Genomic DNA, 15,545 nt, shown 5'->3' with positions numbered 1-15,545 from the left:
CGTGTCCCCGAGTCCCGAGACCGTCGAGGTTGACTTCATCAGCCCGCGCCACCTCGCCGGCGGCGGCGACCCCGCCTGGATCACCGTTGCCCTCCACCGGGCATGCGGCTGGAGCCACGGTCACGACCCCCTGATGCCTCGCGTCCTTCTCTCCAGCCCCGACCAGAAGGCCCTCCTGCGCCTGGAGCCCGACTCCGTCGACCAGTGGTGGATCCTGCACCACGCCGCAGAGCCGGACAGGCCCGCCTGGTACGCGAGCTTCGGCGCCGATACGCCCGTCGAACTCATCGCCGCCGCCACCGACGCCCTCACCGACCCAGCCACGCCGACGGACACGTCGTCCGATCCGTACGAGCCCCTTCGACAGATCGGCTGGTCGCCCACCCCCGCAGACAACGGCCTCGCGTCGCCCGACGGCACCGCGTACCTCCAGCGGCTGGGCAGCGCACAAGAACCGAGGGCCTGGTTCGTCACCGCCACCCTCGCCCCGAACCGGCCGGTATGGCAGGCCCGCTTCGCTGAGCACACCCCCACCCGCCTGGTCACCGCGTTCACCGCTGCACTCGCCGACCCGAAGCCAGTGGCGCGCACCGGCAGCTTGCGCAGTCTCCCGACCCGCGACTCGCAGATCATCACTCGTAAGACCACGGACGTGCACGCCGAACTCCTCGCCGGGGCACTGGAAGAACGCGTCCGCTCCCTCGCCACCCGGCTCCCCGCCCCGCCGACGAGCCCGGCCCCCTCACCACAGCCACCACCAAGGAACCACCGAAGCCGCTGATCCCCCGTCCCCGCCCGGAAGCACGTAGCCCTTGCCCCCCTCCTCCTCCAACAGCAGCACCGACGGATATGACCTTGTTCTGCGCCTCCTCCTCGGCGTGCTCGCTGTGGTTGTCCCCCTGTCCCACCTTGCCTGGCTGACGGGCAACATCACCGCCTACCTCAACGGCACAGGCTGGGCCCCCTACCAGCCGACCAACTCACTGCTTCACCCCGAACAGGTCTGGCCCCACGTTGGAGACACGTCCCTGCTGATCGGGGCCCGCATCGTCCCCGTACTCCTGTTCCTGGCCCTTGGGGCGGCGGGAGGTGTCCTGTGGGGCCGGTACAAGAATCGAGGCGGCGGCCGGAAGAAGGTCACCGACATGGCCAAGGCCCGGGACATCGAGCCGCTGATGGCCACGGCGATCACCGCCAAGGCCCGCTCCCTGCGCCCGAGCCTGAAGGACGCCAAACACATCGCCGCGAAGGACACCGGCATCCTCCTCGGCAACCTCCAAGGCAGCCGCCACGAGGTCCGGATGGGATTCGAGGACGTCGCCGTCGCGATCATGGCCCCCAGATCCGGCAAGACCACCTCGCTCGCCATCCCCTCCATGCTCAACGCGCCCGGCCCGGTCCTCCTCACCTCGAACAAGGCCGCCGGAGACGCCTTCACCACCGCTTACGAAGCCCGGGCGGCGGCAGGGACGGTGTGGACCATGGACCCGCAGCAGATCGCACACGCTGCCCGCGAGATGTGGTGGAACCCCCTCGCCAGCGCGAAGACCCTCGACGGCGCCGGGCGTCTGGCTGGCCACTTCCTGGCCGCCTCGGTGGACGCCTCCCAGCAGGGTGACTTCTGGTCGAAGGCCGGCAGCAACATCCTGTCCCAGCTGCTCCTGGCCGCGGCGCTCGACGAGCGGCCGATCACCGACATCATGCAGTGGCTCGCCTTCCCCGCCGACCGCACCCCGCTCGACATCCTCCGCGACCACGACTTCGCCGCCGTCGCCGCCCAGCTCAAGGGCACCGTCGAAGGACCACCGGAAACGCGCGACGGCATCTACGAGACTGCCCGCCAGTACGCCGCCGCCCTGCTCAACGCCGAGATCGCCGCGTGGGTGACGCCCCAGAAGGACGTCTCCGAGTTCCGGCCCGCCGACTTCGTCACCTCCACCGACACCCTGTTCCTGCTGAGCAAGGACGGCGGCGGCGGGGCCTCAGCACTGATCGCAGCATGCGCGGACTCGGTGATGCGCGCCGCCACCGCCCAGGCCGAACGCGCCGGCGGACGCCTCGACCCACCGATGCTCGCGATCCTCGACGAAGCCGCCAACGTCTGCAAAATCTCGGACCTTCCGGACCTGTACTCCCACCTCGGCAGTCGCGGCATCATTCCCATCACGATCCTCCAGAGCTACCGCCAGGGCCAGAAAGTCTGGGGTGACGCCGGCATGGACGCCATGTGGAGCGCCTCGACGGTGAAGGTCATCGGTTCGGGTATCGATGACCCCGACTTCGCCGACAAACTCAGCCGTCTGATCGGCGACCACGACGTCGAGACCACCTCGACCTCGCACTCCGAGTCCGGCAAGTCGACCTCGGTGTCGATGCGGCAGGAACGGATCCTGCCCGCCGACGCGATCCGCGCCCTGCCCAAGGGCACCGCGCTCTGCTTCGCCACCGGCATGCGCGCCGCCATGCTCGACCTGCGCCCCTGGTACCGGGAGCCCAGAGCGGAAGAACTGTCCGCAGCCTCCGCCCGCGCGTCAAAGGCGATCACCGACCGCGCCGTCGCGAAGCACGCGCCGGCACAGGCCGACTTCGGGAAGGCCGTGTGAGCGATGCCGGCTGCACCTGGTACCGGTCCGCTCACGCCAGGCGAAGGACTTCGTGCGCGCCTGACGCCGTCATCACCCACCGCCCGCAGACCAGATCTTCGCCGTCGGCCGGCCCGGCAAGCCCCCTGAACCGCGCACCTGGAGACCACCTGCCCATCTACGGACCCACCGACCCCGACGCAATGTCCCCGCGTCAGGCCCTGGACGCCGTGACCGCAGACATCCGCGACCACCACATCGCCGCGGACAGCACCGGTCTGTTCAACACCACACGGCACATCGGCCTGCTCTGCGATCTGGCCGCCCGCATCGCCGCCTCTGCCGAGTACCAGCCCGCACCCACTGCTTGGCGCCGCATATGACGACACCGCCGGACGGCCTCCTGTTCGACGTGGCCACCCCGCCGACGCCGGTTGAGCGCCTGCTGCTGCTCGCAGACCAGTACGTGCAGCACAACGACATGCTCGACCGTCTTCTGCGGTCCGGTTCACAGGCCGAGCCCGACACCAACGTTGCCTCCGCCCAGCGGCTGGCCTACGCGACGCGCACCGCCGTCAAGGCGATCCTTGACGAGCGTCTCTTCGAGAGTCACGAGCTGTCGGACACGGTGGTCCGCCTCCAGCAACTCGCCTTCCTGAGCGGCGCTTCCACGGAGCACCCGCTCCCCACGGCCCGCATGCTGACGGCCCTGGCTCCTGAAGCCACCGTGGGCTGCGCCGACAGGCTCGCTGGCGAGATCCGACGCCGGCGCTGGAATACCACAGACGCTCCAGTCCACCAGGTGAGCTCCACACAGCGCACCGCCTTGTGGGAGATCGCCTGCGGGAATGTCGTGGCCACCAGCTCTCTGGGACGGCAGTACGTCCACTGCCGGGACGCCCGCGTGCTGATCGGCACGCTGCGGTCGCTGGAGGCCAACGACCTCGTCGAACGAGTTCCGCAGTCCGCATCCCCCGCCTTTGTCGGAGGGCCGCTGCAGGACCGAGTCCGTCTCACCTCGGCTGGAACCACCGCCCTGGCGTCCGCCCTTTGCCTGCCTCCAGCCGCCGGGAGCCCGCCGGCAACAACACCGCCCACCCCTGTCAGCACGCGGACGGCCACCCGAAGCCACTGACCGATCCCCCAACGCCACCCTTTCGAGGTCGCGCTGATCCGCAACTCACCGGAGTCCATCATCACCCTGCGCCACATCGATCTGCCGCTCCAGATCGACCTTCTCCGCGAGCTCGGAGCCGACTTCACAACCCTCCATACCAAGGTCACCGCGCTCGACCCCGAGCCGGGCAGTGACCTGCTGCGGCAGGTCGGCCCGCAGATCCTCGCCATCCACGACCTCGTGAGCCGGTCCCTGGTCCGGCTGTCCGTGCTGGACGGCAGTCAGTACACCGCCGTGCCCGGCAGCCGGGTCTCACTGGAGACGCTCAGCGGCATCACCGCGTCTGCTTCGATCGCCGCCTCCCAGCTGGCACGAGCCATCGGCGACAACCCGCTCGACGGTGCGGTCTTCGCCGACGCCCCGCCTGCCGACGAGGAATCCCTGCACCAGACGCGGCACACCGAGGCCGCACCGGTCCTGGCGAAAAGCTTGGCCACCGCTGCCCAGCACCTCGAACTGAGCGCGACCTGCTGCCAGTACACGGCATCCGCCATCATCCGCGACCTGACGGAGCACCCCGAACACGGGCCTGACCTGCCGGAGTTGTCGTCCGCCCAGTACGCGGTGCTCGAACGAATCGCCCGAGGCGGCACCCGGCGATACGCACCGCTCAAGAATCCCGTCCGCATCACTGACAGCGACGGCCGGGCCGTCCACCCCAAGTCCTTCGGCATGCTGGAGAAGGAGCGCCTGATCCGTGTTGCGCGGACTTCCAGGTACGTGAGCCAGGACGTCGTGGTCACGGCCGCCGGGCAGCTCGCGCTGGACTTCCAGAAGCCGCACCGCTCCCAGGCACCGTCACCGGCCAAACCGCCGCCGGCACTCCGCAACACGGGCGGCAGGAAGCCGTGAACACGTTCGCCCCGAACGATCTGGTCCTCGTCTCGCCGCGGTATCTGGCCGGCGGCGGAATGAACAAGATCAACGACGTTATCGGTCCCCTGGTCCACCTGTTCGCGTGGCCCTATGAGCACAATCCGCGTACTGGCCGCATCGACATCGACAGCCCCTGCGGCAGCGTGTTCCTCGACTTCGACCCCAACCGTCAGGACGGCGTGTGGTGGACCATCGCCCACCACGAGCCCTACTGGCAGATCGAGTTCAGCCGGCAGACGCCGAACGAGGCCATCGCCTCCGTAACCCAGGCCCTGCCCCAGCTGCTCGGTGACCGCCGGCATGCCGAGCGCATACGCCTGGCGACCGAGTCCGTGGCCCACCTCGCCAAGACCAGTGGCTGGGAGGCGTCCTCAATTTCGTCGGGGGTGGCGTGGGCCTCTTCCGACGGCCACTGCACCGTCGAGCACAGCACGGACCCCATGCACCCGTGGCTGATCCAACACTCCGTGTACGACGGCTTCGACACGCACTGGAGCGCCACCTTCACCCCGGAGGTGCCCGAGCCTCTGGTCGCCCAGTTCTTCACCCACCTCGCGACCACCACCCCGGTGGAACGTCTCTTCCGCGATGTCCCGTATTTCGTGCAGAAACTGGACGAGGTGCTCATCACCCCGGCCCGTGGAGCCGCTGTGAACCCGCATGTCCACCACGCCAGCGCCCAGCTCGGCCGGGCCGTACGCCACCGCTGACCTCGCCGCCGACCGGATCCCCGCGACGTCGCCTGAGCAGCCCTGCTCAGCGCCCCTGGCGGACCCCGCACACAGTCTTTCGTTTCCCACTGCAGAAAGCTCCGCTCATCAATTCGTCCCCCTCCACCACCAGCACGCGCCGCGTGTCTCTGCCCGACGGCGCTGAACTGACCGCCTACCTCGACGGGCCGGCCGACGCGTCCGTCACCCTCGTTCTGGTCCACGGGCTTTCTGTCACCGCGGACCTGTGGCGCCTGCACACCCCGCCTCTCGCCGCACAGGGCATCCGGGTCGTGCGCTACGACCAGCGCGCACACGGACAGTCCACCCGGGGCACAGCCCCGATCAGGCTCGAGAAACTCGCCGATGATCTTTCCTTCCTCATCGACAACTGCGCCCCCCACGGTCCGCTGGTCCTCGCCGGCCACTCCATGGGCGGAATGATCCTGCAGACCCTGACGACGATGCGTCCCGACCTGCTCCCCCGGATACAGGGCCTCCTGCTGATCTCCACGCCCGACGGACCGGTCACCACCCGCCCCGTGCCCGGGCTGCGGACCCGGCTCCTCAGCTGGGGCCGCGACGTCCTCGCACACACCTGCACCCACGCCCCCGCGGTGGTGGACGCGATACGGCGCCGCCTGCCACGCTCCAGCCCCTGGGCCCTGTCCACCGCCGCACTCCCAAGCGGTGGCACCAGCGTGCCAGTCGCCTGTCGGCGCGGCCTGCACCACACCGCCACCCGTGACATCGCCGCGTTCTGGCAAGCACTCGCCATCCGCGGATCCCGCCCGGTCGACGGGCTGCGCACCCTGGGTCCGCGCCTGACCCTCCTCGCAGGTTCGGCTGACGTCCACGTGCCCGCCGACCACACCCGGGCCCTCGCCCTCCGCCTGCCCCAGGCACGGTTCGTGCTGACCGACCAGGCCACCCACACGCTTCCCATCCGCCACCCCCACGCCGTCGTGGAAAGCCTGACCCATCTCCTGCCCTGCGCCCGAAATCACTGACCCCCCGTGGAAAGGAACATCCTGCTCGCCGCTCAGAAACTCGCCACTCTCCTCGCCCAACCCGCATGCCGACTCGGTGTTTTCGTCCCCGCCGGCCTGCATCCGCAGACCGCTGAGCAGCTCCACCTCGACTGCCTCGCGCAGGCCGGAGCCGACCTGTTCGAGATCGGCCTCCCTCATACCGTGCCCTTCCTCGACGGCCCCGTCATCCAGTCCGCCTACCGCCGCGCCCTTCGACACGGCCACGGTCTGGATCACACCGTCCGTGCGGTTGAGCACGCCGCACGCCTCCGGCCGACCGTCGTCATGGCCTACTGGGATTCCGTCAGCCGCTACGGCCCCGAGCACGTGACCGGCCTGTTCGCCGACGCCGGCGCCGCCGGGGTAATGGTCGTCGATCTGCCCGCGCACATGGCCGCACACTGGCATCAAGCCGCGAGCCGCGCGGGCCTGGTCACGCCCTGCCTCGTCCCGCGCCACACCCCCAACTCGGGTCTGCCAGCGGCGGTCGCCGGGGCGTCGGGATGGTTGTACGCGCCCGCCAGTACGGCCCTCACCGGTCACCAGGGCGCAGTGGACATCCCCGCGCTCGCCGACTTCACCCAGCGCCTTCGGCAGGCCGTTTCGGTCCCCGTCGTCTCGGGAGTGGGGATCTCCACCCCGGCTCTCGCGGCACGCATAGCTCCGCAGGTGAACGCGGTCATCATCGGTACCCCTGTCGTCCGCGCTCTGCTGACGAACCCCGGCCAGGCCCCTGCCGTGGCCGCCTCCTTCGCTCAGGCGCTGCGCCCGACCTTCAGGGAGCACCGTGTCTGATCTCGATACGCCGACCAAACCCCTCTCGCACCTGAGCAGCGAGGCGCTCGCCCTGCGCCGCGCCCTCGGCGCCGCTGGCACGGGCCGCGACCTCCGCACCCTGGCCGGCTGGATCACCGATGCGCAGGACCTCTCCCGCAGCGCGCTGGACATCCTTCTCGACCACACTCCAGCCCGATCGCACACCACGGCCGAAGAACTGCTGTCCCTCGAACGCCTCGCGCAGATCGCCAAGGCCGCCCAGGACGCCGGCGCCGAACTGACCGCGGCCCTGGCCCGCGCCGTGGAGAACCAGCGCCGCTGCGCCGCCGCCTCGTCGGGGCGGGTTGTTGTCATCGGGCCCTCGCCCCAACAGCTCATCGCCTCGGCCGTCGACCTCCTCGGCCGTATACCGGCCCTCTGCCACGCGATACACCGCGACCGGCTGGTGCCGCCAACTCATCACGCGCACCGGCCGCGTTGAGGGCACGCCCTCCGCTTCCAACCCCCAGGACAGACCATTTCAGATCAGCCCCGCTTCCGTGCCCTTTCTCTTGGCGCGGGAGTTCAGTCCAGCACTCTTCTAGCCCTCTCCGCCGACGGCATCCTCCCCAAGGTCGACTACGCAATTTTCGCCGACACCGGATGGGAACCCAAGGCCGTATACGCACATCTGGACCGCCTTGAAGAAGAGGTTGCAAAACCCGCCGGAATCCCAGTTCTCCGCGTCTCGTCGGGCAACATCCGAAGCGATGCGTTGAATCCGGATCACCGGTTCGCCTCGATGCCTCTCCACATTCTCAACAAAGACGGCCGGCCGGGCATGACCCGCAGGCAGTGCACCGGCGAATATAAGATAAAACCAATAAAGCAGAAGGTGCGTGAACTTCTCGGGCACCCCTATCCGTCACGCATCCCCAAGGGCATGTTCGTCGAGCAGTGGGTCGGCATTTCGACCGATGAGTTCCATCGGGCCAAGGATGCCGACGTCCAGTACATGCGCAACCGGCATCCCCTTCTGGACCTCGACTGGAGCAGAGCGGACTGCGTCCGGTACCTGACCTCACTCGGACTGGCCGAGACGCCGAAATCGAGCTGCCTCGGCTGCCCGTTCCACGGGAACGCGCAGTGGAGGCATATCAGGGATACGTCACCGTCCGAGTGGGCGGATGTAGTCGAATTCGATGCGGCCATTCGCCAGGGAAACGCCCGCGCCAACGCAGCGGGAAACCGCCTGCTTGGAGAGGCGTTCCTGCACCGCTCCCGCGTCCCCTTGCACGAAGCCCCGATCGACCACGTCACCGCCACCGAAAAGGCCACCCTCCATATCGGGAGGGCCGAGGCGGAGGAACTGGAGAACGGCGTCGAGGACGGCTGTTCGCCCTGGGCGTGCCGCGGAGATGCGGAGGCTATGGGGCAAGGCGATTTCGGGCTGGCCACTTGAGTATGAGGAGAGGTCGTGCGCTGATAATCGACCTATTTGCGGGGCCAGGTGGCTGGAGCCGGGCGCTGGGCGTGCTCGGGGTTCGCGACGTGGGGCTGGAGTGGGACGTCTGGGCCTGCAAGACGCGTGCGGCTGCTGGGCAGTTGACGGTCCGGACCGACGTGGCGATGTATCCGACCTGTCCCTTCATCGGCCGGACCCGCGGGTTGATCGCGTCCCCTCCGTGCCAGGCGTGGAGCATGGCCGGCAAACGCCTGGGCCTCCTCGACCAGCCGCTCGTGCATGAGGCTGTGGAGGATCTCGCCGCAGGACGCGACACCCGCGAGCGCCTTCTCGCCGCCTGCCGCGACGAACGCTCCCTGCTCGCGGCGGAACCGATGCGCTATCTCCACGCCCTGAACGCGGCCGGTGAGCCCGAGTGGGTGGTCATGGAGGAGGTACCCGACGTCCTTCCGCTGTGGAAACAGTACGCGGCCGTACTGCGGCGCTGGGGATTCTCCGTGTGGACGGGCATCCTCAACGCTGCCGACTACGGCGTGCCCCAGACCCGAAGGCGCGCCATCCTGCTCGCCTCACGGGTCCGTACAGCTCAGCCCCCCGCACCGACACACGCCCAGGTCGGAGAACCCGACTCGCTGTTCGGCCCGGGCCGCATCCGCTGGGTCAGCATGGCCCAGGCTCTGGGGTGGGGTGCCACCGACCGGCCCGTGCCCACCGTCTGCGCCGGCGGCGGGCCCGGCGGTGGCCCGGAGCCGTTCCCCTCCGGCTCCCGCAAGACACTGTCCGACGCCCGTGAGCGCGGCACGTGGATGCCCCGGCCGGACGGGGTGGTCCTGCAGTCCCGCCGCGAAGGCGCGGGATGGGCGGCCCGGCACGGCACCCGCGACAACCGGGCCGCCGACGCTCCGGCGCCCACGTTCACCGCCGAGGCCCACCGCTGGTCCTGGTCCCTGCGCAGCAACAACCAGGCCAACGCCACCATCCGGCCGTTGTCCGAGCCGGCGGGAACGCTGTTCTTCGGACACCGCTCCAACGAATGCACCTGGATCGCCGAGCCTTCCACCTCTTCGCAGGACGAAGCGGGGTCGGTGCCCGCCCCAAAGCCAATCCGGATCACCGCCCGCGAGGCCGGCATCCTGCAGACCTTTCCCGCCGGTTACCCCTGGGCCGGAAACAAGGGCCAGCAGTTCTCCCAGATCGGCAACGCGGTGCCCCCGTTGCTCGCGGCCCACCTGCTCGCCCCGCACCTGGATGTCCCCCTCAGCCCCGACGACTTCACCCTGGCCGCGTAATGCCCCACACGTCCGACCCCGACGAGGACAGCCTCGACGCGATCCCATGGCCACACCCGGTCTTCCACGTCGAGCAGGCCCTGCTCGGAGCCCTCCTGCTCGAACCGCAACGCCTACGCGAAGTGACCGGTATCGGCTCTGATGCGTTCTCCACCGCCGCGCACCGCGCGCTGTTCGCCGCGATCCGCTCCCTGCCGGCCCCCGACCCGGTCGAGCACGCGAAGGACGCGAAGTGGCTCGACACCGTGCTCACCACCGCCCGCGAGGAAGCCCGCGGGCTGTCCGCGCCCTACCTGCACAGCCTGGTACAGGTATGCCCCCTGGCCCGGCACGCACCCGCCTACGCCCGGATGATCGAAGCCGAACACTGCCGGCGCCGTCTGGCCTCCGCCGCCCAACGCCTCACGCACAGCGCCACCGACACCTCACACCCCCAGCGCGTGGCCGCCACCCTCTCTGAAGCCGACGCCGTTGCCACCGTGGTGGACGACATCGCCGCCCGGTTCCCCCCACACCCCGGCTCCCTGCCCCGCACGGCCGCTCCCGCGCCAGCCCGGCCCCAGCACGAAGAAGCGGTCGACGAGGAGCGACTGCTCCTCGCGGCCACCACCGCTCACCCCAGCAGCGTCGAGCAGATGCGGTGGCTTACGCCCGGCGACTTCACGCACCCGCTGCATGCCGGACTGTGGCAGTGCCTGACGGCCCTGGACCGGCGCGGCACTCCCATCGACCCCGTGACCGTCCTGTGGGAGGCACAGCACAGCGGGCTCCTGCGTCCCGGGGCCGATCCGCGCGAGCTTCTGGGGCTCCTGTCCGGGTCGTTCGGTTCCCCCGAGCACTGGGGCGAGCGCGTCGTCCAGCGCTCCGTCCTCGCCGTCGCGGACCACGCGGGCCGGACCATCGAGGCGTTCACCGACGATGCGGCCAGCACGCCCTACCAGCTCGTCGTCGGCAGCCGCCGTGCGCTCGCCGGCCTGTCGGCCGTGCGTACCCGATGGGGGCACGCCACCTCCTCCTCTCCCCAACCGGCCGACCGGGCTCCACGCGCGCGGGCCACGAGAGCCGCAGGCGTGCCCCGAGCCGGTCCCCCGCAAATCACGGCTCCCTCCGCCACGCGCAGTCCCCGCTGACCCCCAGCCGCCGGTTGCCGGGCCCTTCGCGCCCCGGCAACCGGCAGGAACGAGCCACCACATGAAGACCTCCTCAATCGACGCCCACGTCCGCCTTGACGTCCACCCCCACCACTCCAGCGCCGTTACCGCCGTCCTGACCGGTTCCCAGGCCCATATCGCCCACGCGGCCCTGGAGGCCGGCAACTGGAGCGCCGTGGGCAACAACACCCTGGTTCTGGCCCGCATCGATCACGAGGAGCCCTACTGGGCCGAGTGGGCAGCCGAACAACTGACTGCGGACGGGACTACCGTCGAGATCACCCCGAAGCTCCGGGAAGCCATGGACGAGGAATGGACTTGGGCCAACTACCCGATGCACTGGTGCACCCGCAGCGAGATCCGCCAGGTCTCCGACGATGCCCAGAAGATCCACGACGACATCCGCCACGGCCGTCTCCTCATCCACGCCCACGCCCACGATGGCCACACAACAGTCGCGGTCGGCACCTACCTCCACCGGAGCGGCAAGTCCGTCTACCTCCACGGCGAGGACCATCTGCGGCAGGTCGCCGACACTTTCGACTCACCCGCTGCAGCCCTGGTCGCCTTCGAAAAGGCCCACGGCGCCGCCATGCGACCCGGCCCGGCTCCCCTCACCGACACAGAGCAGGACACCACCCAAGCCCGAACCTCACTCGGCCCACCCACCGCCAGAGCTGAATCTCCGCGCCCGGAACCAGAAACCGTCCCCGCATACGCGGCCGACGCCGGCAACCACGACGCCCTCCTGGAAACCTTTCTCGAAGATCACCACGACTGGCAGAAGTGGCGCACCTGGTCCGACGACACGACCCACGCCATCCACGAGGACCAGACCCTGCGCATCGAGCACGTCCACGAAGCCGACGCCCACGAAACAGCGTGGACCATGGCCGCGTACGAAACACCCGTCTCCGACCGCATGTGGGTCCTCACCGCTTCCGGCGCCACCCCTGCCCCCGTGCTGCGCGGACTTCTACGTCACCTCGCCGACGGCTCGGACACCGCTCTCGGCTCTCCCGTGGGCGAGAAGACCGTGACCGCCGCCACCCACCCCCTCTCCGAAGCCGGGTGGAGCCACACCGTGGGCGGGCGAGGGATCCGCTGGAAGTCCCCCGCAGGAGACGCCGGGGTCCAGTTCGATGCCTTCGCGGCCCAGCGTCCGACTCAGAACCTGACCACCTGGACCGTCTGGGGAGGCCCGGACCCCGACCGCCCCGCCTGGACGCTCACCGCGTCCCCGTACACCCCCAGCTCGCTGCTGGCCGACCTCTCCGAAACCCTCGCCCACGGAATCGGCACCCGCCAGGGGCCGGCCACGAGCCGCGAGCGCACGACGAGCATCGCCACCGCGCCCCCGCGCATCCCAACTGGCCTAACCGGAAACGCCGTCGGCCGTGCACGCTGACCGCGATCTAACAGCTGGTCAGCCCTCATATTCCACTGACACTGCGATGACGATGGCGGAACTGCGCGGGGTGGCGATGTCCGGTGTGCCGGTCACCGTGGCCGTGCCGACACGGCCGCTGAACCCGAGGGCTTCCCGCCGGAGCGCACGAAAATCGGTGCGCTCGGACACCGGCTGCTCCGATACTGCTGGTGACGAAAGTGAGGTCCCGTGCCCCAGATCGAGCCGAGCGTGCTGACAGCGCTCATGGCGGCGGTGAAGGACGCCGTCTCCAACGCAGCCGCCGCGTTCTCCCTCGCGGCCATGGATGTCGGTTCGAGTACGGCCGTCGAGCAGCGGGATGCGCTGGTCGCGGCCTTGCGCCGCCGGCCGTCTGAGGTGCTGAAGGCCCGGAAGGAGGCGCGGGAGGCCCCGCCGATTCCGCCGACCACGCCGTCCCAGTTGGAGATCTGGAGCCTGTACGCAGGCCACGTGGATGATCCTCTGCTCTGTAGCCACCTTCATCATCTGCTGCTCGACGCCGGACACGGCCGTAGACCCGACCACGTTCGTGGCGCGGCCTCCGGATACCTCGACGCGGTGCAGCTGCTGTTGGCCGCTCAGGACGGCTGCGGGCTGCCGCGGGCCGCCCGGTGCCTGAAGAGGGCCGGAGAGCTGTCCCTCAAGTTCAAGCAGCCCGACGTTCGTGAACGCGCGACGAAAGACGCCCTCGCCCTTGCCGAGCGCCTCCTAGCCGGCGCCGAGGAGGATGGGCGACCCCTGCTGGTTGTCCTGGAAACGTTGCAGACCCTGGAGTGCGATGTCGCGGACCTCGCCGAACGGGCGGCCGACCTCTTCGCCCGCGACGTGGATGTCCGGCTTGGCTTCCTCGATGCACTGCGGAAGGACGCGGGCCCCAGCCGCCACACGGAGATCGATGCCGCCGTGGTCCACACCCTCCTCGACGCCGCCGATACCGCCGATGCAGGGCACCGGCGCCTGTACTTCCTGACGGAGGCAGCGACCCAGGCGCAGAGGCGGGGACTGCCCGACCTTCGGGCCCGTGCCGAGATGGCTTTGCAGCAGACCACGCCGGAGTGGATCTTCATCCGGACCGAGGGCACCATCCCGCGCGCGTTGATCGCCGGGCAGCAGGCCCGGGTCGATGCAGCCGAGGATCTGCGGACCGCGCTGTGGCTCACTGTGCAGGACATCCATCCGGCGATGCGCGCGCAGGCCGAGGCCGAGGCCGACGGCGCGCTCAAGGGCCTGCTAAGGATCCCGCGCTCGCGCATCAACCCAGCCGGACCGGTCTTCGTCCGACCGCCCGTCGAGGCGGACGACGACCTCGCCGTGGCGATGCAGGTCCGCGGCCTGGGACTGTTCGGGATCCTGACCGCAATCCAGCTCGACCGCATCCACGAACGCTTTCGACCCGACGAGTTCGAGATGACCGCCGCTCTGGCACACGAGGCGGTGCTGCCCGAGCCGCGCGCGCGGACCCTTGCCCGGGCCTTCTGCTACTACTGGCTGGAGGAATTCGACGCCGCGGCGTGCGTCGCCCTGCCACAGGTTGAGCAGATCCTCCGGGAACTCCTGCGCTCCCGGGTTCCTGTCGTCTCCGTGGCCTGGGGCCCGAGCGCCGGTGGAGTCGACTTGCTGGGCAAGCTCTTGCAGAGCATGCCGGAGGCCGGGTTTCCGGCGGACTGGAGCAGAGCGCTGGAACTTCTCCTGGTCGACCCCGACCGCGGGATGAACCTGCGCAACGACATCCTCCACGGCTTGGTCGACACCCCGCCCAAGCACCACGTCGCGCTCATCTTGCAAGCGGCGTTGTACCTGCTCAGCCACGCGCACGGGCAGCGCATGGCACTTGATCCGACGGCCTAATCCCCAGGACCGCAGGGCAGCGCCACTCCTGGGCAGCTTCGCCGGGCCGGGAACGCACGCCACCCGCCGCCCCGGCGTGGTCCGGCGCGGCGCACTCGTACGAAAACGGGCCGAGCCCAGCAGCCAGCTCGGCGACAATGAAGGCCGAAGCACCGCGCCGAGCCCAAGGACTGATGATGAGTCATGAACGTGAGGTAGCCCCGCCCGGGCTACGCCGAGTACTCCAGGACGTCGTGCACGCCTTGGAGGAGGAAGCGGTTGCGACCCTCGCCGCCTGGCTCGACATCCCCGTACCCTCCGGCCTGTGGGGCAGGGACCTGCCCGAATGGATCAACGAGCAGTTGCAGCGGCTGCCGGACCCCAAGGTCTTCGACCTGCTGGAGCAGGCCCTGACCTCGAACGGCATGTGGGGATCATCGGCATACGACGAGAGGGTCAACAAGATCCTCAAGGAGGCCGAAATCGCTCTCGTGATGGTCGACGGCTCCTTCCTCGCTGACGACGAGGGGGCCGAGGAACTGGACGTCCAGGACACCACGGTCCGCCCGCTGACCTTGCTCACCGGGAAGTACGCCGCCGCCCGGAGCAATTGGTCCAAGGCCCTGACCGCCCAGAAGGCCGGGGACGATCGCCAGGCCGTCGCATTGGCCGTCAACACCCTGGAAGGCGTCGTCAAGATCGCCTCCGGGCAGAAGGACATCAACTCCGGGCTTCGCCGGCTGTTCCCCGAAGGCGAGCGCACCCCGCTGTGCCAGGCGATCAACCAATTGCACAACTACGGCTCCGCGATGCCTTGGGTGCGCCACGGCGGCGGCCAGAAGGACGTGGAGCTGACCCGGATTGAGGCGCTGGGCGTGGTGAGGGCCGCCGCCGTGTGGATCGTCATGCTGATCAACCTGGACAAGGAGGGCCGCTTCTAGGCCCGCCGGAGGTCCGGCGCCGACGTCAACGACGCCCCGGCGCTGGCCGCCGCGCACACCGGCATCGCCATGGGCAAGGTCGGCTCCGACCTCGCCCTGGAGACCGCCGACGCCGTCGTCGTACGCGACGAGTTCTCCACCAACCCCGCCGTTCTCGCCCTCTCCCGCAGCGCACACCGCTTGGTCGTCCAGAACCTCGTCATCGCCGGTGCCAGGCGGCAGCGGGTGTTCGCGGCCGAACTGCTGGCGGAAGGCTCGTTGTGCTGCGGCAGCGCCACACGCAACGAGTCGGACAGCCAGTTCGATCCGGC

17 protein-coding genes and 1 pseudogene are annotated in these 15,545 nt (G+C 69.6%); 16 read left to right on the top strand and 2 right to left on the bottom strand.

The features are described from left to right. Window position 1: 1 nt before the first annotated feature. From Q0994_RS12615 to Q0994_RS12600, 4 genes are all read left to right on the top strand, one after another. Window positions 2-781 (top strand): DUF317 domain-containing protein, encoded by a 780-nt coding sequence (locus tag Q0994_RS12615; protein WP_299532924.1) that lies wholly within the window; start codon window positions 2-4, stop codon window positions 779-781. Window positions 782-812: 31 nt separating this feature from the next. Then, window positions 813-2,603, top strand: a complete 1,791-nt coding sequence (locus Q0994_RS12610; protein WP_299532921.1) for a type IV secretory system conjugative DNA transfer family protein — start codon at window positions 813-815, stop codon at window positions 2,601-2,603. A 182-nt stretch (window positions 2,604-2,785) separates the two neighbouring features. Beyond that, window positions 2,786-2,965 (top strand): hypothetical protein, encoded by a 180-nt coding sequence (locus Q0994_RS12605; protein ID WP_299532919.1) that lies wholly within the window; start codon window positions 2,786-2,788, stop codon window positions 2,963-2,965. After that, window positions 2,962-3,717, top strand: a complete 756-nt coding sequence (locus Q0994_RS12600) for a hypothetical protein (RefSeq protein ID WP_299532917.1) — start codon at window positions 2,962-2,964, stop codon at window positions 3,715-3,717. The genes Q0994_RS12605 and Q0994_RS12600 overlap by 4 nt, the downstream gene beginning before the upstream one ends. A gap of 45 nt (window positions 3,718-3,762) precedes the next feature. On the opposite strand, the gene Q0994_RS12595 is transcribed toward Q0994_RS12600, so the two are convergent. Continuing rightward, entirely contained in the window at window positions 3,763-3,933 is a 171-nt protein-coding gene (locus Q0994_RS12595) for a hypothetical protein (protein WP_299532914.1), read from the bottom strand. A gap of 6 nt (window positions 3,934-3,939) precedes the next feature. Here Q0994_RS12595 and Q0994_RS12590 point away from each other — a divergent pair, with 6 nt between their 5' ends. The 9 genes from Q0994_RS12590 to Q0994_RS12550 all read left to right on the top strand — a co-directional run bounded on the left by Q0994_RS12590 (window position 3,940) and on the right by Q0994_RS12550 (window position 12,445). Further along, entirely contained in the window at window positions 3,940-4,611 is a 672-nt protein-coding gene (locus Q0994_RS12590; protein WP_299532911.1) for a hypothetical protein, read from the top strand. Next, a complete protein-coding gene (locus Q0994_RS12585) occupies window positions 4,608-5,345 on the top strand; it encodes a DUF317 domain-containing protein (RefSeq protein WP_299532908.1) in 738 nt (245 codons plus the stop codon). The genes Q0994_RS12590 and Q0994_RS12585 overlap by 4 nt, the downstream gene beginning before the upstream one ends. Window positions 5,346-5,488: 143 nt before the next feature. After that, entirely contained in the window at window positions 5,489-6,355 is an 867-nt protein-coding gene (locus Q0994_RS12580; protein WP_299532906.1) for an alpha/beta fold hydrolase, read from the top strand. A 6-nt stretch (window positions 6,356-6,361) separates the two neighbouring features. Continuing rightward, window positions 6,362-7,171 (top strand): tryptophan synthase subunit alpha, encoded by an 810-nt coding sequence (gene trpA, locus Q0994_RS12575; RefSeq protein WP_299532904.1) that lies wholly within the window; start codon window positions 6,362-6,364, stop codon window positions 7,169-7,171. After that, entirely contained in the window at window positions 7,164-7,634 is a 471-nt protein-coding gene (locus tag Q0994_RS12570; RefSeq protein WP_299532902.1) for a hypothetical protein, read from the top strand. The genes trpA and Q0994_RS12570 overlap by 8 nt, the downstream gene beginning before the upstream one ends. 36 nt (window positions 7,635-7,670) lie before the next feature. After that, window positions 7,671-8,594, top strand: coding sequence for a hypothetical protein (locus Q0994_RS12565; protein WP_299533075.1), 924 nt, complete (start codon window positions 7,671-7,673; stop codon window positions 8,592-8,594). A gap of 2 nt (window positions 8,595-8,596) precedes the next feature. Further along, on the top strand, window positions 8,597-9,886 hold the full coding sequence (locus Q0994_RS12560) for a DNA cytosine methyltransferase (protein ID WP_299532899.1): 1,290 nt from the start codon (window positions 8,597-8,599) through the stop codon (window positions 9,884-9,886). Further along, entirely contained in the window at window positions 9,886-11,016 is a 1,131-nt protein-coding gene (locus Q0994_RS12555; RefSeq protein ID WP_299532897.1) for a DnaB-like helicase N-terminal domain-containing protein, read from the top strand. The genes Q0994_RS12560 and Q0994_RS12555 overlap by 1 nt, the downstream gene beginning before the upstream one ends. A 61-nt stretch (window positions 11,017-11,077) precedes the next feature. Further along, complete coding sequence (locus Q0994_RS12550) at window positions 11,078-12,445, top strand: DUF317 domain-containing protein (RefSeq protein WP_299532895.1); 1,368 nt, start codon at window positions 11,078-11,080, stop codon at window positions 12,443-12,445. An 18-nt stretch (window positions 12,446-12,463) separates the two neighbouring features. On the opposite strand, the gene Q0994_RS12545 is transcribed toward Q0994_RS12550, so the two are convergent. Further along, entirely contained in the window at window positions 12,464-12,616 is a 153-nt protein-coding gene (locus tag Q0994_RS12545) for a hypothetical protein (RefSeq protein ID WP_299532893.1), read from the bottom strand. Between the two features lie 39 nt (window positions 12,617-12,655). Here Q0994_RS12545 and Q0994_RS12540 point away from each other — a divergent pair, with 39 nt between their 5' ends. The 3 genes and pseudogenes from Q0994_RS12540 to Q0994_RS12530 form a co-directional block, all read left to right on the top strand. Continuing rightward, window positions 12,656-14,314, top strand: coding sequence for a hypothetical protein (locus Q0994_RS12540; RefSeq protein WP_299532890.1), 1,659 nt, complete (start codon window positions 12,656-12,658; stop codon window positions 14,312-14,314). A 176-nt stretch (window positions 14,315-14,490) separates the two neighbouring features. Continuing rightward, window positions 14,491-15,234, top strand: a complete 744-nt coding sequence (locus Q0994_RS12535) for a hypothetical protein (RefSeq protein WP_299532887.1) — start codon at window positions 14,491-14,493, stop codon at window positions 15,232-15,234. 24 nt (window positions 15,235-15,258) lie between these two features. After that, window positions 15,259-15,444 (top strand): annotated as a pseudogene (locus Q0994_RS12530) (hypothetical protein); the annotation flags it as partial. Window positions 15,445-15,545 lie beyond the last annotated feature (101 nt).

The sequence above is a fragment of the uncultured Streptomyces sp. genome (assembly GCF_947488945.1).
Lineage (GTDB): Bacteria > Actinomycetota > Actinomycetes > Streptomycetales > Streptomycetaceae > Streptomyces.
Note: the sequence above shows the minus strand (reverse complement) of the source record. Positions and strands in the feature narration are given on the sequence as shown.

Excerpts from the sequence above, each read along its gene's own strand:
- Q0994_RS12605 (WP_299532919.1), top strand. The coding sequence starts at position 2,786 with ATGTCCCCGCGTCAGGCCCTGGACGCCGTGACCGCAGACATCCGCGAC.
- Q0994_RS12600 (WP_299532917.1), top strand. The coding sequence starts at position 2,962 with ATGACGACACCGCCGGACGGCCTCCTGTTCGACGTGGCCACCCCGCCG.
- Q0994_RS12560 (WP_299532899.1), top strand. The coding sequence starts at position 8,597 with ATGAGGAGAGGTCGTGCGCTGATAATCGACCTATTTGCGGGGCCAGGT.
- Q0994_RS12555 (WP_299532897.1), top strand. The coding sequence starts at position 9,886 with ATGCCCCACACGTCCGACCCCGACGAGGACAGCCTCGACGCGATCCCA.
- Q0994_RS12550 (WP_299532895.1), top strand. The coding sequence starts at position 11,078 with ATGAAGACCTCCTCAATCGACGCCCACGTCCGCCTTGACGTCCACCCC.
- Q0994_RS12535 (WP_299532887.1), top strand. The coding sequence starts at position 14,491 with ATGAGTCATGAACGTGAGGTAGCCCCGCCCGGGCTACGCCGAGTACTC.